The organism is Arthrobacter crystallopoietes, assembly GCF_002849715.1.
Classification (GTDB): Bacteria; Actinomycetota; Actinomycetes; order Actinomycetales; family Micrococcaceae; genus Crystallibacter; species Crystallibacter crystallopoietes.
In genome coordinates this window covers 499,417-518,131 of the sequence record NZ_CP018863.1, presented here as the reverse complement: position 1 = coordinate 518,131, position 18,715 = coordinate 499,417, and the positions used below count along the sequence as shown (strand labels likewise).

Genomic DNA, 18,715 nt, shown 5'->3' with positions numbered 1-18,715 from the left:
AAGAGGGCCCGCCGTCGTAATCCGTCAGCGCGGGGTGTTCGGATTTTCCGGATCCTCTTCGCTGACCTGGTTGGTGCCGCTGTGGTTGCTGCCGCTGCGGCCCTTGTCCTTGGCCTGCTTCTTGAGTTCCTCTTCGCGCTTCTTCAGCGCTTCCTCGCGCTGGCGTTGCCGACGCTGCACATCCAGGTTGCGCAGGAACGCGACGTCCTCATCGGGTGCCATGGGCCGGCGCGGGGCGGCCTGCTGCGCCTGTTTTTTAGCGCGCGGACGCCCGAACGCAAACCAGAGCAGGGCGCCGATGAGCGGAACCAGGATGATGGTGAGGATCCAGCCCGGTTTGGAGATGCTGCGGACTTCCTGCGGCCGCGAGCGGATGCACTCGATCAGCGCATAAACAATAATTGCGACTGCGAGTACAACGAGCATTATGTAGACACGGGCCATGCATTAAGTGTAGTTGAGCCGGGGCGTCGCCACTGCGCGTGCAGCAGGCTTTCCGCTCTCAGCGCGACCGGCGGCCCGGCCGGCGCCGACAGCGTAAACTTGTGTGGTGGCTTTCTGGAAATTTACCGCTCTGCGGCTGGGTATCGTTGCCGTCATCTTCGTCATCTGCATGTGGCTGGGCGTGGGTCTGATCTTCTCCGCCCTCGTGGCTGCAGTGGCCGGATGGTGCATCACATACCTGTTCTTCCGCGAAATGCGCGACGCCGCCTCGGAATCCCTGCGGCACCGGTTCTCCGGCAACGCCAAGCCCTTGCGGACCTCAACCGAGATCTCGGATGCGATGGCCGAAGACGAGGCCGTGGACCGCTACGGAGAGCTCCGGATGGACGCGGACCGCAAGCCCAAGGACACCAGGCCCGAAGACAAGCCGACGGCGGACTGACCGCTACATCAACCGCGTCAGCGCCAGACCCAGCGAGAAGGCGACGGCGAAGCACAGGTTGATGATGCCGGTCTGCTTGAGCACCGGGATCAGGTCCTTGCGCTTCTTGCCCTTGAGCATGACCCAGCTGGGCATCAGGCACACCGGGGCCAGCAGCAGCACCAGCAGGATCCACGGATGGTCGTTGACCAGGACCAGCGGCAGCAGGATGGCAACGGCCAGCATCATCACGTAGCTGATCCGCGCGGCCTCGTCGCCCAGCCGGACGGCCAGGGTGATCTTCCCGACCTCGCGGTCCGTGGGAATGTCCCGTACGTTGTTGGCCATCAGCAGCGCCGTGGCGATCAATCCCGTGCCCACGGCACCCACAAAGGAAGCCCAGCTGACCTGCAGGGCCTGGGTGTAGGTGGTGCCCATGGTGGCCACGATGCCGAAAAACAGGAACACGAAGACTTCGCCCAGGCCCCGGTAGCCGTAGGGGTTGCTGCCGCCGGTGTAGCCCCACGCGGCGATGACACAGCCGGCCCCCACCAGCAGCAGCGGCCAGGTCTGGGACAAAATAATCAGGGCCAGTCCGGCGAGTAATGCCAGCCCGAAGCAGCCGAACGCCGCGAATTTCACCGACTTCGGCGAGGCCACGCCCGAAGCGGTCAGGCGGATGGGCCCCACCCGGACGTCGTCGGTGCCGCGGATGCCGTCGGAGTAGTCGTTGGCATAGTTGACACCGATCTGGAACAGCAGGGCGATCAGCAGCGCCAGCAAGGCCCGCGTCGGGTCGAAGGCCTCGAGGTCGAAGGCCGCGGCGCTGCCCACGATGACCGGGGCAGCCGCCATCGGCAGCGTGCGGGGGCGTGCGCCTTCAATCCATTGGGCAACTGTAGCCACGTGAAGATCCTGCTTTCGTGAGCGGTAATGATGGCGGCGGACCGGATCCGGTGCCGGCCGCAGTGAACTATTCTCGCTTATCGCCGGCGGGCTGCGCGTATCAGCCGGCTTCGCGCAGCGCCCGCGCCACGGCCAGCCGGTCCGGTTTGCCATTGGCCAGCAGCGGCAGGGCGTCCAGCCGTACAAGGATACGCGGCACCGCGGCCGGCCCCAGTGCCTCGCGGACCGTCCGGCAGATCAGCTCATCGTCGGCAGGACCGACGACGGCGGCGCCCACCCGGGTGCCCCACTCCGGGTCCTCGACACCGGCCACCAGCGCGGTCTCCACACCGGGGACGGTCTCGACGGCCGCGGCGACGGCGGCGGCGGAGATCTTGACGCCACCGGTGATGAGCACATCGTCCGCCCGCCCGCTGACTGTCAGCACGCCGTCGTGCATTTCACCCAGGTCCTCCGTGAGGAACCAGCGGCCGGCAGTACCGTCCTTGTCCGGGCCGGTACTGAAGTGCGCGTCGGTCAGCTCGGGATTGTCCAGGTAGCCCGAGGCCAGCACGTCGCCGCCGATGGAAATCCGGCCGGCATCCAGCCGCAGTTGGACGCCGTCCAGCGGTACGCCGTCGTAAACACAGCCGCCGCAGGTCTCGCTCATGCCGTAGGTGCGGACAATCCGCAGCGAATGCTTACGGGCCGCCACGCGCAGATCGTCGGACATCCGGGCGCCGCCGAGCAGGATGGTGTCGAAGCGCCGCAGCACCTGGACCGTCTGCGGGGACGGGTCCGTGAGCAGCCGGTGCAGCTGGGTCGGGACCAGCGAGACCAGCCGGAACCTGTCCGTCAGCTCGCCCGCCGCCGTCGTGAACGCCTCCGGGGTGAAGCCGGCGGACAGGTCCATCACCCAGGGCCTGGTGCCCGCGTAGAGAGAACGTACCAGCACCTGCAGGCCGGCCACATAGTTGGGGCTCAGGGTCAGCAGCCACTGGCCCTCGCCCTGCAGCCGCATGGCCGTGGCCATCGAGGACGCCGCCAGCGCATCAATGCCCAGCATGGTGGCCTTCGGCGTGCCGGTGGAACCCGAGGTCCGCACCACCGCTGCAGTCTCCGGCGCCAGGCCGGCCGAGGTGACCGGCCCGGGCGTGCCGTCGGGTGCGATTTCGACGGCGGGGCCGGTACCTGCCAGCGCGGCCGAGAGTGCTTTCAGCGCCGGATCGATGTTCATCCGGGCGGCCTTAGAAGTAGCGCGGGAAGCGGGACCAGTCGGGGTCGCGCTTTTCCAGGAAGGCTTCCTTGCCCTCCACAGCCTCATCCGTCATGTAGGCCAGCCGGGTGGCCTCGCCGGCGAAGACCTGCTGGCCGGCCAGCCCGTCGTCCGCGAGGTTGAACGCGAACTTGAGCATGCGGATGGCCTGCGGCGACTGCCGGGCGATATCCGCGGCGTACTCCAGCGCGGTCTCCTCCAGCCGCTCATGGTCCACGGCCTCGTTGACGGCGCCCATCCGGACCATGTCTTCGGCGGAATATTCGCGGGCCAGGAAGAAGATCTCGCGGGCGGCCTTCTGTCCGATCTGGCGGGCCAGCAGCGCAGAGCCGTAGCCGGCGTCGAAACTGCCGACGGTGGCGTCGGTCTGCTTGAACTTTCCGTGCTGGCGGGAGGCGATGGTCAGGTCCGCGACGACGTGGAGGCTATGGCCGCCGCCGGCCGCCCAGCCGTTAACGACGGCGATGACTACCTTGGGCATGGTGCGCATCAGACGCTGGACTTCGAGGATGTGCAGCCGGCCGGCGCGGGCCGGGTCAATGGTTTCCTGCGTCTCGCCGTCGGCGTAGCGGTAGCCGTCGCGGCCACGGATCCGCTGGTCGCCGCCGGAGCAGAACGAGTGCCCGCCGTCCTTAGGGGAGGGGCCGTTGCCGGTCAGCAGGACGGTCGCCACATCCGGCGTCATCCGGGCGTGGTCCAGCGCCCGGTAGAGCTCGTCCACCGTGCCGGGCCGGAAGGCGTTGCGGACCTCGGGACGGTTGAAGGCGATGCGCACGGTGGGCAGGTCGCGCAGCACGGCGCCGGACGCGTCGCGTTCGACCTGGCGGTGGTACGTCATGTCCTGGAAATCGAAACCGGATACTTCGCGCCAGTGGGCGGGGTCGAAGACATCCGACACCTTTTCGGGCAGGGCGGCGGCCTGGGCGTGGTTGCTGGCTTCCGGTGCGGCGGTGGCGGGCGCGGGGGCAGAATTCTCAATGCTCACATAGCGAGTTTAGCCTTGGGCCCAAAACCGGCCTGTCACGTGAGGCAGAATTCGTTGCCTTCCGGATCGGCCATGGTGTACCAGCTGTACGGTCCCTGCTGGGCGTCGTACAGGAACTTGGCACCGCGGGCTTCGAGCCGCGCCCGGACCACGTCCCTGTCGTCGCCGGCAAGGCGCATATCCCAGTGCAGCCTGTTCTTCACCGTTTTCGGTTCGGGGACCGGCTGGAAGAGGATCCGCCGGCGGTCGGGCAAGTCCTTTTCCCCCGGCGGAGAGATGGCGGCGCCGGCCCGCCAAACCAGCCTGCCGTTATGCGTGGTGGTGTCTTCCTCGCGGGCGTGGCCCTGGGCGATCATTTTCTTGATGAAGTCCGGGTCCGTTCCCTCCAGCGTCCAGCCCAGGGTTTCGGCCCACCAGTCGGCCTGGCTATGGGGATCGGCGCAATCCACGACTATCTGCAAGTTGTAGGTCATGCTTCGACGGTAGGCGTCCGGCCGATACCGCGCCAGAGTCTTCAGGACAACTTTTGTCCGCGAAAGCGACGATGGCTATTCCGGCACCTGCGGCGTCCACTGCCACCATCTGCACTGACGGGGCGTTGAAACGTTGACAACTGTGTCCCGGCGCTCCCACACTAGGTGGCATGAAGCTGTAACCCGCTTACGTCCATTTGCCTGCCCGCTCGGCCTCGGCCCTCTGCCGGATGTGCCCGCAGGCATAAGTTTTCGACGCAATGGGGTTATTTTGTCCGCTCATATTCAGCTCTCACACCTTTCGCACGGCTATGGCGGCCGCCTCCTGCTGGACAACGTCAGCCTTGTCGTTCCGTTCGGCGAACACCTGGCCATCATCGGCGAGAACGGCGCGGGCAAGTCCACCTTGCTCAGGCTGCTGGCCGGTCTCGAACAGCAGGACGCCGGAACCGTGACCGTGCACGGCTCCCACGGTTACCTGGGGCAGACGCTGGATCTGCCGCCGTCGTTCTCCGTTGGGCAGGCCATCGACGCGTCCTTGTCCGGGCTGCGCGCCATGGAAACGGAGCTCCGCGGGCTCGAGGCCGCGATGGCCGGCGGCAAGGAACAGGAAAACGGCCGGTATGACGAACTGCTCGCGGCCTACCGGCTGCGCGATGGCTACGCCGCGGATGCCCGCGTGGATGGTGCGCTGGACGGGCTGGGCCTGGGGCAGGTCACCAGGGACAGGATGATCGGCTCGCTCTCCGGCGGTGAACAGGGGCGCCTCGCGCTCGCCTGCCTGCTGGCGGATCCCGCGCCGGTCCTGCTGCTGGACGAGCCGACCAACCACCTGGACAACAGCGCCGTCGAGTGGCTGGAACATGCCCTCGCCGCGCACCCGGGCACCGTCGTCGCCGTTTCGCATGACCGGACCTTCCTGCAACGCGTCGCCACCACGGTGGTGGAGGTGGACGCGGACCGCCGCAGCCTAGCGCGCTACGGCAACGGGTACACCGGTTACCTGCGGGAAAAGGCGGCCGAGCGCCAGCGCTGGGTGCAGGCCTACGGTACCTGGCTGGATGCGGTGGCGGCGGAAAGGGCGAAAATCGCCCGGCACCGGGAGCAGTTCGGTGACGTTCCGGACCGCCCCGACAAGGACAAGATGGCCTTCTCCTACAAGACCAGCACCGTGGAGTCGGCCCGGACCAGCCGGCTGCGCAACGCCCAGGAACGGCTGCGCCGGCTGCAGGCCCAACCGGTCCAGCGGCCGCCCGAACCGCTGAAGCTGGCCGCGGACTTCGGCGGTACCGGCCTGACCGGAACGATGCTGGAGGCTTCCGGCGTCGTTGTTGAAGGCAGGCTGCACGTGGCTAAGCTCCAGCTGGCGGCGGGGCAGAAACTGCTGGTTTCCGGCCCCAACGGTGCGGGCAAAACCACCTTGCTGGATGTACTGGCCGGCCGGTTGGTCCCGGACAGCGGGACCGTCTCGCGCCACGGAGAGCTGGGCTACCTGCCCCAGGAACTCGCCCCGCCGGCCCACCCGACGCACCGGCTGCTGCAGGCCTTCAGCGCCGGGCTGCCCGGCGATACCGAGGAACATGCGGAGAAGCTGCTGGCCCTGGGGCTGTTCCGGACCGTGGACTTCTTTGTGCCCGTCGGGGCGCTGTCCGTGGGGCAGTACCGCCGGCTGGCGCTGGCCCGGCTGCTGGTCGGCCACTACGACGTGCTGCTGTTCGACGAGCCCACCAACCATCTCGCCCCGGCGTTGGTGGGCGAGCTGGAGGAAGCGCTCGCCGCCTACGCTGGAACCCTCGTCATGGTCAGCCACGACCGCCAACTGGGCGCTTGGTTCGCCGGGCGCTTCGGCGGAACCGGTGCCGGCGCGGAACTTCGGCTGGTTGACGGCCGGGTCGCGTCCTTCCCAGTGCCTGTCTGACCCATGGGCTACTGTGTTGGGCAGACCAACGCGGATACACATGTGAGAAACCAGAGGGATCAATGGCGCATCAACTGGAGTTGACCCAGCACGTGAACGCACCGGCGGAGGCCGTGTGGGAGGTACTGACGGATATTGAGGGAGCGGCGGGAACGCTGTCCGGCGTGACCAATGTGGAAGTCCTCACGCCCGGCCCCTATACCGAAGGCTTCCGTTGGCGGGAAACCCGGAAAATGATGGGGAAGGAAGCCACCGAAGAGATGTGGGTGGCAGATGCCCAGGCTCCCCACGCCACCACGGTTAAGGCACAGTCCGGCGGCGCCGACTACACCACCCGCTTCACCTTGCGTCCGGTGCCGGGCGGCACGGAACTGACAATGTTCTTCGGTGCCGAGCAGGCCCGCCCGGGCACGCTGACCAAGCTGATGATGGCCGTGTTCGGCAAAATCGGCATGAACGCCGCACGTAAAGCGATGGCGCAGGATTTGAAGGACATCGCGGCCAAGGCCGAAAACCGCGCCTGAGGAGGAAGTATGACGGCAGGGAAATTCAAGGTGGACGTCAGTCTGGACAGCACGGTGGAGGGCCAGCCCGTGCTGCGTTTCCGCCGCCGGTTCAGCCACGACGTCGAACGGTTGTGGCGCGCGCTGAGCGAGGACTCGGAACTCTCGGCATGGTTCCCCTGTGCTGTCCGGCTGGAACAGCAGGTTGGCGGCATCGTTGAATTCCGCTTCCCGGATGAGGAACCTGACCAGGGCAAGGTCCTGGAGCTGGATCCGCCGCACCTGCTCGCCTTCAGCTGGGACCAGGAGGTGCTTCGCTGGCGGCTGCAGCCTGATGCCGGCGGCAGCCTGCTCATGCTCACGAACACCATCCAGGATCCGGCCAAGATTGCCAACGTTGCCGCCGGGTGGCACGGTTGCCTTGAGCAGCTGGCCGCGTTCCTCGATGGCTCCGCCGGCGACACCGGGCAGTCTCATGAACAACTCGTGCGGCACTACAGCCAGGCGCTCGGACAGTAAGTACGCCGCCCGCCGTCGTCGTTGTGTTGTCAGCGCCCGATGTCATGTAGCGCCTTGGTCTGATGCTTCAGTTGACCCTCGCCAGTGCGCGTGGGATTCTTTATAGAACGGTCGGTCGGTAATTTCTGCCGGGCAAAATCCGTCGGAACCGTCCGCACATCGTCATCCAAGACACTCGAGCGCGAGGGAAAATTCAATGGCTGAGGCATTCCTGATTGGCGGGGCCCGTACCCCGGTTGGCCGCTATGGAGGCGCACTGTCCGCGGTACGCCCGGACGATCTGGCCGCGCTCGTGGTCAAGGAAGCCGTGCACCGCGCGGGCGTGGATCCGGACGCCGTGGACGAGGTCATCTTCGGCAACGCCAACGGTGCGGGCGAGGAAAACCGCAACGTCGCGCGCATGGCGTGGCTGCTGGCCGGCTACGGGGACCACGTGCCGGGCATCACCGTCAACCGCCTTTGCGCGTCCGGGCTGAGCGCCATCATCATGGCCTCGCACATGATCAAGGCCGGCGCCGCGGACATCGTTGTGGCCGGCGGCGTCGAGTCCATGAGCCGTGCGCCCTGGGTGCAGGAGAAGCCGATGAAGGCCTTCGCCAAGCCCGGCGAGCAGTTCGATACGTCCATCGGCTGGCGGTTCGTCAACGAGCGCTTCGCCAAGGGCGACCTGTCCCGCGACGGCAAAATGACCTACTCCATGCCGGAGACGGCCGAAGAGGTCGCCGATGTCTACGGCATCTCCCGCGAAGACGCTGACGCCTTCGCCGTGCAGTCGCACGAGCGGGCCATCGCGGCCATCGAGGGCGGCCGGCTGAAGGACGAGATTGTCCCCGTCACGGTCAAGAGCCGCAAGGGCACATCCGTGGTCGACACGGACGAGGGACCGCGCCCGGGTACCAGCCTGGAGGTCCTCGCCGGCCTGAAGCCCATCATCAAGCCCGGCGGCGTGGTCACGGCCGGCAACTCCAGTTCCCTCAACGACGGCTCGTCCGCGATCATCGTGGCCTCGGAGGCGGCCGTGAAGAAGTTCGGCTTGACCCCGCGCGCCCGCATTGTGGAAGGCGCCTCCGCCGGCGTGGCTCCGGAAATCATGGGCGTTGGCCCGGTTCCGGCCACCCGGAAGGTGCTGGACAAGGCCGGCTGGAGCGTCGAGGACCTTGGCGCCGTCGAACTCAACGAAGCCTTCGCCACGCAGTCCCTGGCCGTGCTGCGCGATCTGAAGATTGACCAAAGCATCGTGAACAACGACGGCGGCGCCATCGCTTTGGGGCATCCGCTCGGTTCCAGCGGCTCACGTCTGGTGGTGACGCTGCTGGGCCGGATGGAACGCGAGAACGCCCAGCGCGGCCTGGCCACCATGTGTGTAGGAGTTGGCCAGGGCACCTCGATGATCATCGAGCGGGTCTGATGCTGTTCGACGCACACGAATTCTCCACCCTGCTGGTCGAAGAGCGCGAAGACCGGATCCATGTCCAGCTGAACCGGCCGGAGGTCCGCAATGCTATCGACCAGGCCATGGTCAATGAACTGCACGCCATCTGCGCGGTGCTGGAGCGCCAGCCGCGGATCATGATCCTCTCCGGCACGCAGGTCAACGGCAAGGGGATCTTCGCCTCAGGTGCGGATATCGCGCAACTGCGCGAACGCCGTCGTGAGGATGCCCTTGCCGGGATCAACTCGACCATCTTCAACCGGATCGCCCAGCTGCCCATGCCGGTCATCGCCGCCCTGGACGGCTATGCCCTCGGCGGCGGGGCCGAACTGGCCTACGCCGCGGACTTCCGCCTGGCCACGCCAAGCGTGAAGATCGGTCAGCCCGAGACCAATCTGGGCATCATGGCAGCCGCGGGAGCTACCTGGCGCCTGAAGGAACTGGTCGGCGAACCGCTAGCCAAGGAAATCCTGCTGGCCGGCCGCATCCTCGGTGCGCAGGAAGCGCTCGCGGTGCACCTGGTTACGGAGGTCCACGAGGCCGACGTCCTGATCGACGCCGCTCACGCGCTGGCGGACCGGATCGGGACGCAGGACCCGCTGGCCGTCCGGATCACCAAGAGCGTGTTCCACACTCCGCGGGAAGTCCATCCCGTTATCGACACCATCGCGCAGGGAATCCTGTTCGAATCCGAAGCCAAATTCGACCGCATGCAGGCGTTCTTGGATAAGAGCGCTGCCAAGCGCGCGGCCAAGGAAAAGCAGACAGAAAGCAAGTAAGCCACATGGAAACAATAGATACGGTACCTAGCAAAGTAGGCGTGCTCGGCGGCGGCCGCATGGGTGCGGGCATCGCCCACGCCTTCCTGACCGCCGGTGCCGAGGTAGTGGTGGTGGAAAGGGACGACGACGCCGCGGAAGGCGCGCGCCGCCGGGTCACCGATGCGCTGCTCAAGAGCGTGCAGCGGGGCACCACTAGCGAGACCATTGAGGCGCTGACCCAGCGGCTGTCGGTCTCGGTCAACTACAACTCCTTCGGCAGCTGCGGCCTGGTAGTCGAAGCTGTGCCGGAAGACTTCGAACTGAAGTCGACGGCGCTCAAAGCCGTGGAAGGGCAGCTGCAGCCGAACGCCTGGCTGGCCACGAACACCTCGTCGCTCTCGGTGGGCAAGCTCGCCGAACAGCTCGAGCGGCCCGCCAACTTCTGCGGACTGCACTTCTTCAACCCGGTACCGGCTTCACTGCTGGTCGAGGTGGTACTCGCCGAGGAGACCTCGGACGAACTCGGCACCGCAGCACGGTCATGGGTCCAGTCGCTGGGCAAGACCGCCGTCGTCGTCAATGACGCCCCCGGCTTCGCTTCCTCGCGGCTGGGTGTAGCAATCGCCCTGGAAGCCATGCGCATGGTGGAAGAGGGCGTGGCCTCGGCAGAAGACATCGATGCGGCCATGGTTCTCGGCTACAAGCACCCCCTGGGACCCCTGAAGACCACGGACATCGTGGGCCTGGACGTCCGCCTCGGCATCGCCGAGTACCTGCACTCCACCCTGGGGGAGCGCTTTGCGCCGCCGCAGATCCTGCGGGACAAGGTGGCCAAGGGCGAGCTGGGCCGCAAGAGCGGCAAGGGTTTCTTCAGCTGGGATAGCTAGGTACACTCCGACCGCCACGAACTAAGCATGCAAACAATCGCCCGCCGGAGAGCTTCTCCGGCAGGCGATTGTTTAGGGCTATTGCTTTCGGTGGACTACTAGTCCTGCAAGGAACGGACTACAGGTTTCAGGACCTTCGCATAGCCCTTCTCATAGCCCTTTTCGTTCGGGTGGTAGTTGTCGTAGGCTCGCGGATCGGTGGAATCGAATTTGATCCACGGTTCGGATGACCCAATCCCATGATTCCTGAATCGCTTTGTCACATCGACGTAGATCGCAGATTCGGAATATTCAACTGATCCCGCGATGATGCTGTTCAGCGTGTCCACACCGTCGTTGAAGACCGTTGCGGCTTCGGGGGACAGAGGCGAGGCTGTGGCGCCTTCCGTTGAGAATAGATGCGGATACCCAAGTACAACGATGGTGGCGTCCGAAGCGGCGGCATTGATCTGTTGGTAGTCCTTGATCAGCGCCGGGGCTACCTGCATCCTGGCTACGTACTCGGCGTGCTTCACTGTTGCTTTACAAGTCTGCAAATCCTGCGTAATGCAGGCACCGATGATGCGGCTGAACTGGACATCGTTGCCGCCTGCTGTCAGGGTCACGAGGTCCGTTTCGGATCCAAGCAAGCCATCTTTCGTTGCGAGGTGAATCTGCTGGGGCACGTCGGGGACGTCCTCATTGACTGGCTCGGACGGTCCGCTGCCGGCCCAGGCACCTGAGCACGCGGCGTTGGCCGTGAGTTCAACAGAGTGCTGCCGCTCGCCAAGCGCTTCGGCATATCCGGACGAAGTGACCAGGCACCTTGGGTCATCGATAAAGGTGCTCGGAGCGGGTGTGCCGGCGCCCAAGCCTGCGGAATAAGAGTCACCGAGAACGACTAGATCAACGGATTCCTCATGGGCGACGGCAGGAGCGGCCACAGAGCCCGCTACAAGACCGGCAACCAGAACTGTCAGCGCCCCAACGCGCTTAGCCAGGCCGGTACGGCCCTGAAAGTTAGCATTCATGCGTCCCAAAATACCCTCGGCCGCTGCCCACGTGGCACGTTTCACTCCGTGTCGTCCAACCGGAAGTTTTCGACACGCCGCTGAAGGCCGCCGGCAGATTCAGGATCCTAAGGTTTTTCCAAGGTTCTAAGATGAGTCCATGCCACTGTTCGAGCCGCTGACCCTGACCGGTAAGTACGTCCGACTGCAGCCTTTACGCAGGCGCCACATGCCTGAATTGGAGGATGCTGTACGTGACGGCGAGCTGTGGAACCTTTGGTACACGCGGGTTCCCTCCCCGGAGACCATGGAACTGGAGATCCGCCGCCGGATGGAGAAACAGGACCAGGGGACCATGCTGCCGTTCACTGTCAGCCGGATTTCCGACGGCGTCGTCCTGGGCATGACCACCTTCTGCAATATCGACACGGACACCCCGCGTGTGGAGATCGGCTACACCTGGACACGTGCCAGCGCACAAGGGACCGGAGTGAACCCTGACAGCAAGATGCTCCTGATGACCCACGCCTTCGAAAAGCTCGGCTGCCGCGCCGTTGAGTTCCGGACGCACTGGATGAACCGCCAGTCCCGCGAAGCCATCGAACGGCTCGGTGCAAAGCAGGACGGCGTCCTGCGCAACCACACGAAAATGCCGGACGGAACCGTGCGCGACACCGTTGTCTACTCCGTCCTCGATTCCGAGTGGCCCATCGTCAAGCGCGGGCTCCAGGCCCGGCTGGACAAGGTCCGCCCCGAAACGGTGAGGGCATGACGGCACGGCTGGAGCGGATCCGCCCGATGGAGTGGGACGGTGCTGTCAATGCGCGCCGGATCGCCGGCGACATTTTCGGCATGGGGCGTTCGGAATGGCTGACGGAAACCGGATGGCGCCAGATGTACGACGACGGCGTGCGCACCGTTGTCGATCTGCGGAACGTGGGGGAGCGCTCGCGCCGCAAGACGGATCCCGAGGTTGCCGCCGAGGTCCGCTCGCCTTTCACCGTGCTCAACTGCCCCACGGAAGAGCCCGACCACGCGGAGTTCCGCGAGCTCAGCGGGCCCTACCTGAGCCATCCGCGTTCCTACCCGGACAACCTCCGGCTCTTTCCGGATAAGATCACGGCAATAGCCCGGACCCTCGCAGGGGCGGAGGGCGCCGTCGTCATTCATTGTTCGGCCGGACGCGACCGCACCGGACTCATCGCGATGCTGCTGCTGAACCTCGTTGGCGCGGACACGGGCACTATTGCGGACCACTACGAGTTCGGCTTGCGCGGCATCAATGAATGGCACCGCGTCAGCCCCTATCGGCATCCGATCGAACGGTACCTTTCCGGGCCGGAGCTTGCGGCGCGGATCGAGGACACCCGCGCCGCGGTAGAGGCAGCTGCGGAGGGTTTCGACGCCGCGCAGTACCTGTTGCGGAACGGACTGGGTGAGGCAGAGCTGCGGCAGCTACGGAACCGACTGCACCTGGACTGATCCTGGCGGCGGCGGCAGCTTCCCAAGCTGCCGCCGCGGCCTTCCCCAACGCCGCCGAGGGAGTCATGCGTTACACGGTGCTGCACCTGGCGGTCCGCCCACCGCCGTCGTCATGTTCGCTTGAACGTGCGGGGCTGGAGTCCGCGGATGGTGGCTGCTTTACCGTCAGCAATTTCTGCTGGGCGGTCTGCCGGGCCTCCGCTGACGCCGGTGCGGGCTTCGTGTTTGACACACTACCGGCCGGTTGGAGGAGAAGTGAGGATCTTCACTACCCGATTTTTTACTGGTTTTTCCTGAGTAGCAGGCGGACTATTCGCCGGGCTTGGGGCGGTCCAGAATCAAATTGGTGATGCGCATGGAGCAGAGCCGGCGTTCTTCGTCGTCGTAAATCACGACCTCGTGGCTGGTGGTGGTGCGGCCCAGGTGGATTGCGGTGGCGATCCCTGTGATCGTGCCGCTGCGTGCTGAACGATGATGCGTGGCCGAGACATCGACCCCGACGGCGGATCGACCCTTGCCGGCATGGATGACGGCGGCCCAGGACCCAATGGCCTCGCCGAACGCCAGCGAGGCGCCGCCGTGCAGCAGGCCGAAAGACTGCCGGTTTCCCTCCACGGGCATGGTGGCAACCACGCGCTCTGCGGACTCTTCCAGAATCTTTACGCCCATCTTCTCGTCCAGTTCACCGAGGATAATCTTCCACGGCTGGTCCTGTTCGGTTTCTGTCTTGATATCCGGCTGCATTAGTCGATCCTGACCTTTCCGTCCTGTCGGCTTCGGACGCATTCATGTAGTGTAGACATGTTACCGAACGACCGTTCAGTTTGTTTATCCTGCGTTGTTCAGATGCTTGTCGATACTGTGGACGATACTGCGATTCGTCCCCAGAGAAGGAAAGGGCAGTCAACGATGACCACAACCTCCGTTGGTGTTGAATTTGTGCCGAGTTTCGTCCAGGACGCCTGGTGGACGCCGGAAGCCGGGGTGACCGGCACCGAGGTCCGGGACGCCAGCACAGGCGATGTGCTGGCCCAGGTGAGCACGGACGGGCTGGATCTGGCAGAAATGGTTGAGTACGGCCGGAGCGTCGGCCAGACCGAATTGGGCAAGCTGACCTTCCACCAGCGTGCGCTGAAACTCAAGGAACTGGCACAGTTCCTCAACAGCCACCGTGAGGCGCTTTACGAGCTCTCCCACCGCTCAGGCGCCACCAAGATCGACAATATGATCGACATCGACGGCGGCATCGGCGTGCTTTTCACTTTCGGCTCCAAGGGCCGGCGTGAACTGCCCAATTCCCAGGTTGTCATCGACGGGCCCGCCGAGGTGCTCGCCAAGGATGGTTCCTTCATCGGCGAGCACATCTATACCCGCATCCCGGGTGTGGCCGTGCAGATCAACGCCTTCAACTTCCCCGTCTGGGGCATGCTGGAGAAGTTCGCGCCGGCGTTCATCGCGGGCGTTCCCACCATCGTCAAGCCGGCCACTCCCACCGGCTACGTCACGGCCGCCGCGGTCAAGCTCATCATCGAGTCCAACATTCTGCCGGCCGGTTCCCTGCAGCTGATCTCCGGCTCCGCCCGGGACATGCTGGACCACCTTGACTACCGCGATGCGGTCTCCTTCACCGGTTCGGCAACCACCGCCAACCTGCTGAAGTCCCATCCGAATGTGGCCCAGGGCGGTATCCGCTTCACGGCCGAAGCTGACTCCTTGAACGCCGCGATCCTGGGCCCCGACGCTGTGCCCGGCACCCCTGAGTTCGATGCCTTCATCAAGTCGCTGGTCACTGAAATGACAGCTAAGGCCGGCCAGAAGTGCACCTCCATCCGCCGCACCATCGTCCCGACGGAGCGTGTGCAGGACGTCGTCGACGCCGTGCGTGCGCGGATCGAGGAGCGGGTTGTCGTCGGCGATCCGCGGGCCGAAGGCGTGACCATGGGCGCCCTGGCTTCGCTGGAGCAGCTTGCCGATGTGCGCGCGGCAGTTCAGGAAATGCTCGACGCCGGCGGCGAACTGGCGTACGGAACGCTGGATTCCCCGAAGGTCACCCTGCAGGACGGAACAGTGGGGAGCGTCGACGACGGCGCGTTTATGTCCCCGGTGCTGCTGAAGTTTGCCGACGCCGAGGCGGAGGCGGTGCACTCGCGCGAAGCCTTCGGGCCGGTTTCCTCCGTCATTGGTTACAAGGACCTGGATGACGCCATCCGGCTCGCGGCCATGGGTTCAGGCTCGCTGGTCGCCACCGTCGCGACCAATGACCCGGAGACCGCGCGCAAGCTGGTGACCGGAATTGCCGCCCACCACGGCCGCGTGCTGGTGCTCAACCGCGAGGATGCGCGCACCTCAACCGGCCACGGCTCCCCGGTGCCGCACCTGGTCCACGGCGGCCCGGGACGTGCAGGCGGCGGTGAAGAACTCGGAGGCATCCGTTCCGTGCTGCACCATATGCAGCGCACCGCGGTCCAGGGTTCGCCCAACATGCTCACGGCGATCACGGGTGTCTGGCATACCGGCGCCGACCGCAACTTCGATGAGGTGCACCCCTTCCGGAAAAACCTCGCCGAACTCAAGATCGGCGATGCGCTGCGCTCGGACCTGCGGCAGGTCACCCTGGAGGACATCACGGCCTTCGCGAATGAGACCGGCGATACGTTCTACGCGCACACCAACCAGGAGGCCGCAGAAGCCAATCCGTTCTTCCCGGGCATCGTGGCGCATGGCTACCTGCTGCTCTCCTGGGGTGCAGGCCTCTTCGTGGAGCCGGCTCCGGGACCCGTGCTGGCCAACTACGGTCTGGAGAACTTGCGTTTTGTCACGCCGGTCGCGGCGGGGGATTCCATTCGGGTGACGCTGACCGCGAAGCGGATCACGCCGCGTGAAACGGACGAGTACGGCGAGGTTGCCTGGGATGCAGTCCTGACCAACCAGAACGATGAGATCGTTGCCACCTACGACGTGCTGACGCTCGTCGAAAAGTAGCAGCGTTTACGGTTGCTCCTGCCAGGCGGCATCAGCTGCCGGCAGGGTGAGCCACCGGAGCACGGCGGCCCTGATGATTCAGGGCCGCCTTCCATTTAAGCAGCCCGAACACGTAGAGACCTAGAACGACGGCGGTATAGACGAATGCCGCAGGCGGGGCCGGGACCAGCACGGCCAGGCTGGCCAGGTTCAAGGCCCCGAAAGCGGCGCCGACATACCAGGACTCGAAGATGCCGTGCGCGAACCCGAGGTACATCACCAGCGGCAGGGACGACAGCAGGCTGCTCAGGACGTATCCGGGGCCGACAAAGGAAATCAGTTCGGAGCCGGCAAAACCGGTGATCAGGGTGAAGAGGATCAAGAGCCCGGACGCGATGCCCCACTCCACCGGATAGGCGCGCCGCAGTGGGATCGAGGTGGTGGCACCGTCTTTGTAGAGCTGCCAGCGCCATTGTCCGTAGACACACACCGCGAGCGTGAGCACCGGGCCGAAACTGGTCCGGATGCCTTGGGCCTGGATGCTGAGACTAAGAAAGGCCACGGTAGTTGCGACGGGAAACAGCCAAGCCCATCGGAACCTGAAGGCAAAGAGTGCAATGCCGGCAATGGTGAGACCCATATTCGCCAGCGATATCCAAATATACGGTCCGGTTTCCCCAGGAAAATCCGCGAACCAGTCCATAACGTCCCCCTGACGCCGATTGGTTGCTGCCAGCCTAACAGTCCGGCGGCCGGGGGCGGGAGACTCTTAGGCGATAACGCGGGCGGCCGTGGGCAGATGCAGGCCGTCGAACATCATGGAAATCAGGTCATCGGCCAGCTTCTGCGAGGTCAGCTTTCCGCCGGGCTTGTACCACTCGACGATGGAGTTGATCGTGCCGAAGAGCAAGCGCGTGGTGGTGCGCGGATCGATATCGCTGCGCAGGCTGCCTTCTTCGCGGGCCGCGTCCATCAGGCCCGCGACCTTGTGGTCGAACTCGCGGCGGCGTTCCAGCGCGTTGCGCTCCACTTCGGTGTTTCCGCGCAGCCGCAGCAGCAGGGTGACGTAGGGCAGTTTCTCCGTCAGGACGTCGATGGTCCGGCGCAGCACGTACTCCAACCGATCATCCGCCCGGCCGGCGGAGGCACCGGGCTCTTCCAGAATTGCTTCCAGCGAGCCCAGCGCCTCCTCCAGTGCCAGCCGCAGGAGATCACCCTTGGACGGAACATGGTGGTAGATAGCGCTCTTGGAGATGCCGAGGTTTTCCGCCAGGATGCCCATGGAGGTCGCCTCGTAGCCATGCTTGTTGAAGACGGTTACGGCTACGCTCAGCACTGACTGCTGGTCGTATCCCGGGCGTCCGCGCCGGACTGTTTCCGGATTTTTCGTCTTCACCATGACAACTATCTTTCCATGAACGTTCGGTCGGTCAGCTCTCGCTCTTGCGCAGGTCGTAGATCCGGCGGAGCTTGCCGTTGGACCGCTCGAGGGAGCCCGGTTCAACGATGTCGATCCGGCAGCTGGAGCCGACGTGGATCTTGATCTGCTTCTGCAGGTCCTTGGCCGCCGCGGCGGCGGTTTCGGCCGTGCAGTCGTCGCGGCGCTCGATCTTCACGGTCAGTTCGTCCATCCGGTCCGGCCGGGTGATTTCGAGCTGGAAGTGCGGGCTCAGGCCCGGAATCCGCAGCGCGATTTCCTCGATCTGGGTGGGGAACAGGTTCACACCGCGCAGGATGATCATGTCGTCGCTGCGCCCGGTGATCCGGCCGATGCGGCGCATATTGGCCCGGCCCGTGCCCGGCAGCAGGCGGGTCAGGTCATGGGTGCGGTAGCGGATGACCGGCATGGCTTCCTTGGTCAGCGAGGTGAACACCAGCTCGCCGTGTTCGCCGTCGGCCAGCACTTCATCCGTCGACGGATCGATGATCTCGGGGCGGAAGTGGTCCTCCCAGATTGTGGAGCCGTCCTTGTAATCGACGCACTCGCCGGCCACGCCCGGGCCCATGACCTCGGAAAGGCCGTAGATGTCGCAGGCATCGATGTCGAGCTTGGTTTCGAGCTCGTGGCGCATCTCTTCGGTCCACGGTTCTGCGCCGAGCACGGCAACCTTCAGCGAGGTCTTGCGGGGGTCCAGTCCCTTGCGCTCCATGGCGTCGACGATGGTCAGCAGGTAGGTGGGCGTGCAGAGGATGGCGTCCGGCTCGAAGTCCTGGATCAGCTGGATCTGCTTTTCGGTCTGGCCGCCGGACATCGGGATAACCGTGCAGCCAAGCTTTTCGGCTCCGTAGTGGGCGCCGAGTCCGCCGGTGAAGAGGCCGTAGCCGTACGCGTTGTGGACCTTCCAGCCCTTCTTGACGCCGGAAGCGCGCAGCGACCGGGCGAACAGCGTCTCCCAGCGTTCCAGGTCGCCCTTGGTGTAGCCGACCACGGTGGCCCGGCCGGTGGTACCGGACGAGGCGTGGATGCGGGCGACCTCGTTCTGCGGAACAGCGAACATGCCGAACGGGTAGGACTGGCGGAGGTCTTCCTTGTCCGTGTACGGGAACTTCGCCAGGTCGGCCAGTTCCTTCAGGTCCTCCGGGCGCACGCCGGCGTCGTCGAACTTCTTCTTGTACATCGGCACACGTTCGTAGGCGTACGCCACGGTGTGCTGCAGGCGCGCCAGCTGAAGGGCTTCGAGTTCGTCCCGGCTCATCAGCTCCTCGGGATCGAGCGTCTCGGGCTCGGCCGGAGTGGACTTGCGGGCTTTCGTTCCGGTGGTGGTGGTCATTAAGGGGG

At 65.2% G+C, this 18,715-nt stretch carries 20 protein-coding genes; 10 read left to right on the top strand and 10 right to left on the bottom strand.

Going from position 1 to position 18,715, the window contains the following annotated elements:
* Positions 1–24: 24 nt before the first annotated feature.
* Entirely contained in the window at positions 25–444 is a 420-nt protein-coding gene (locus AC20117_RS02475; protein WP_083339772.1) for a PLD nuclease N-terminal domain-containing protein, read from the bottom strand.
* A gap of 106 nt (positions 445–550) precedes the next feature.
* Between AC20117_RS02475 and AC20117_RS02470 the strand changes: the two genes are divergently transcribed.
* Positions 551–886: a DUF4229 domain-containing protein gene (locus AC20117_RS02470; RefSeq protein ID WP_083339981.1), complete on the top strand. Its 336-nt coding sequence runs from the start codon at positions 551–553 to the stop codon at positions 884–886.
* Positions 887–889: 3 nt separating this feature from the next.
* Here AC20117_RS02470 and AC20117_RS02465 read toward each other — a convergent pair whose 3' ends face one another.
* The 4 genes from AC20117_RS02465 to AC20117_RS02450 all read right to left on the bottom strand — a co-directional run bounded on the left by AC20117_RS02465 (position 890) and on the right by AC20117_RS02450 (position 4,484).
* Complete coding sequence (locus AC20117_RS02465; RefSeq protein WP_074701133.1) at positions 890–1,771, bottom strand: 1,4-dihydroxy-2-naphthoate polyprenyltransferase; 882 nt, start codon at positions 1,769–1,771, stop codon at positions 890–892.
* Positions 1,772–1,871: 100 nt separating this feature from the next.
* Positions 1,872–2,987 carry an AMP-binding protein gene (locus tag AC20117_RS02460; RefSeq protein ID WP_074701134.1) on the bottom strand — a complete coding sequence of 372 codons (1,116 nt, stop codon included), beginning with the start codon at positions 2,985–2,987 and terminating at the stop codon, positions 1,872–1,874.
* Between the two features lie 10 nt (positions 2,988–2,997).
* Complete coding sequence (locus AC20117_RS02455) at positions 2,998–3,936, bottom strand: 1,4-dihydroxy-2-naphthoyl-CoA synthase (protein ID WP_074703275.1); 939 nt, start codon at positions 3,934–3,936, stop codon at positions 2,998–3,000.
* Between the two features lie 110 nt (positions 3,937–4,046).
* A complete protein-coding gene (locus AC20117_RS02450; protein WP_074701135.1) occupies positions 4,047–4,484 on the bottom strand; it encodes a VOC family protein in 438 nt (145 codons plus the stop codon).
* 271 nt (positions 4,485–4,755) lie between these two features.
* Here AC20117_RS02450 and AC20117_RS02445 point away from each other — a divergent pair, with 271 nt between their 5' ends.
* The 6 genes from AC20117_RS02445 to AC20117_RS02420 all read left to right on the top strand — a co-directional run bounded on the left by AC20117_RS02445 (position 4,756) and on the right by AC20117_RS02420 (position 10,504).
* Positions 4,756–6,402: an ABC-F family ATP-binding cassette domain-containing protein gene (locus AC20117_RS02445; RefSeq protein ID WP_083339773.1), complete on the top strand. Its 1,647-nt coding sequence runs from the start codon at positions 4,756–4,758 to the stop codon at positions 6,400–6,402.
* A gap of 62 nt (positions 6,403–6,464) precedes the next feature.
* Entirely contained in the window at positions 6,465–6,926 is a 462-nt protein-coding gene (locus AC20117_RS02440) for an SRPBCC family protein (RefSeq protein WP_074701136.1), read from the top strand.
* Between the two features lie 9 nt (positions 6,927–6,935).
* On the top strand, positions 6,936–7,424 hold the full coding sequence (locus tag AC20117_RS02435; RefSeq protein WP_074701137.1) for an SRPBCC family protein: 489 nt from the start codon (positions 6,936–6,938) through the stop codon (positions 7,422–7,424).
* A gap of 196 nt (positions 7,425–7,620) precedes the next feature.
* Positions 7,621–8,832: a thiolase family protein gene (locus AC20117_RS02430; protein ID WP_074701138.1), complete on the top strand. Its 1,212-nt coding sequence runs from the start codon at positions 7,621–7,623 to the stop codon at positions 8,830–8,832.
* Positions 8,832–9,635: an enoyl-CoA hydratase/isomerase family protein gene (locus AC20117_RS02425; protein ID WP_074701139.1), complete on the top strand. Its 804-nt coding sequence runs from the start codon at positions 8,832–8,834 to the stop codon at positions 9,633–9,635. The genes AC20117_RS02430 and AC20117_RS02425 overlap by 1 nt, the downstream gene beginning before the upstream one ends.
* A gap of 5 nt (positions 9,636–9,640) precedes the next feature.
* Positions 9,641–10,504, top strand: coding sequence for a 3-hydroxyacyl-CoA dehydrogenase family protein (locus AC20117_RS02420; protein WP_074701140.1), 864 nt, complete (start codon positions 9,641–9,643; stop codon positions 10,502–10,504).
* A gap of 98 nt (positions 10,505–10,602) precedes the next feature.
* On the opposite strand, the gene AC20117_RS02415 is transcribed toward AC20117_RS02420, so the two are convergent.
* Positions 10,603–11,514 carry an SGNH/GDSL hydrolase family protein gene (locus AC20117_RS02415; protein WP_074701141.1) on the bottom strand — a complete coding sequence of 304 codons (912 nt, stop codon included), beginning with the start codon at positions 11,512–11,514 and terminating at the stop codon, positions 10,603–10,605.
* A gap of 139 nt (positions 11,515–11,653) precedes the next feature.
* On the opposite strand from AC20117_RS02415, the gene AC20117_RS02410 reads away from it, so the two are divergent.
* Positions 11,654–12,265, top strand: coding sequence for a GNAT family N-acetyltransferase (locus AC20117_RS02410; RefSeq protein ID WP_074701142.1), 612 nt, complete (start codon positions 11,654–11,656; stop codon positions 12,263–12,265).
* Positions 12,262–12,975, top strand: coding sequence for a tyrosine-protein phosphatase (locus AC20117_RS02405; RefSeq protein ID WP_074701143.1), 714 nt, complete (start codon positions 12,262–12,264; stop codon positions 12,973–12,975). The genes AC20117_RS02410 and AC20117_RS02405 overlap by 4 nt, the downstream gene beginning before the upstream one ends.
* Positions 12,976–13,284: 309 nt before the next feature.
* On the opposite strand, the gene AC20117_RS02400 is transcribed toward AC20117_RS02405, so the two are convergent.
* On the bottom strand, positions 13,285–13,719 hold the full coding sequence (locus tag AC20117_RS02400; RefSeq protein ID WP_074701144.1) for a PaaI family thioesterase: 435 nt from the start codon (positions 13,717–13,719) through the stop codon (positions 13,285–13,287).
* A gap of 165 nt (positions 13,720–13,884) precedes the next feature.
* Between AC20117_RS02400 and paaZ the strand changes: the two genes are divergently transcribed.
* Positions 13,885–15,957 carry a phenylacetic acid degradation bifunctional protein PaaZ gene (gene paaZ / locus AC20117_RS02395; RefSeq protein WP_074701145.1) on the top strand — a complete coding sequence of 691 codons (2,073 nt, stop codon included), beginning with the start codon at positions 13,885–13,887 and terminating at the stop codon, positions 15,955–15,957.
* 31 nt (positions 15,958–15,988) lie between these two features.
* On the opposite strand, the gene AC20117_RS02390 is transcribed toward paaZ, so the two are convergent.
* The 3 genes from AC20117_RS02390 to paaK form a co-directional block, all read right to left on the bottom strand.
* On the bottom strand, positions 15,989–16,576 hold the full coding sequence (locus tag AC20117_RS02390; RefSeq protein ID WP_074701146.1) for a nicotinamide mononucleotide transporter: 588 nt from the start codon (positions 16,574–16,576) through the stop codon (positions 15,989–15,991).
* Positions 16,577–16,705: 129 nt separating this feature from the next.
* Complete coding sequence (locus AC20117_RS02385; protein WP_074701147.1) at positions 16,706–17,335, bottom strand: TetR/AcrR family transcriptional regulator; 630 nt, start codon at positions 17,333–17,335, stop codon at positions 16,706–16,708.
* Positions 17,336–17,366: 31 nt separating this feature from the next.
* Complete coding sequence (gene paaK, locus AC20117_RS02380; protein ID WP_074701148.1) at positions 17,367–18,707, bottom strand: phenylacetate--CoA ligase PaaK; 1,341 nt, start codon at positions 18,705–18,707, stop codon at positions 17,367–17,369.
* Positions 18,708–18,715 lie beyond the last annotated feature (8 nt).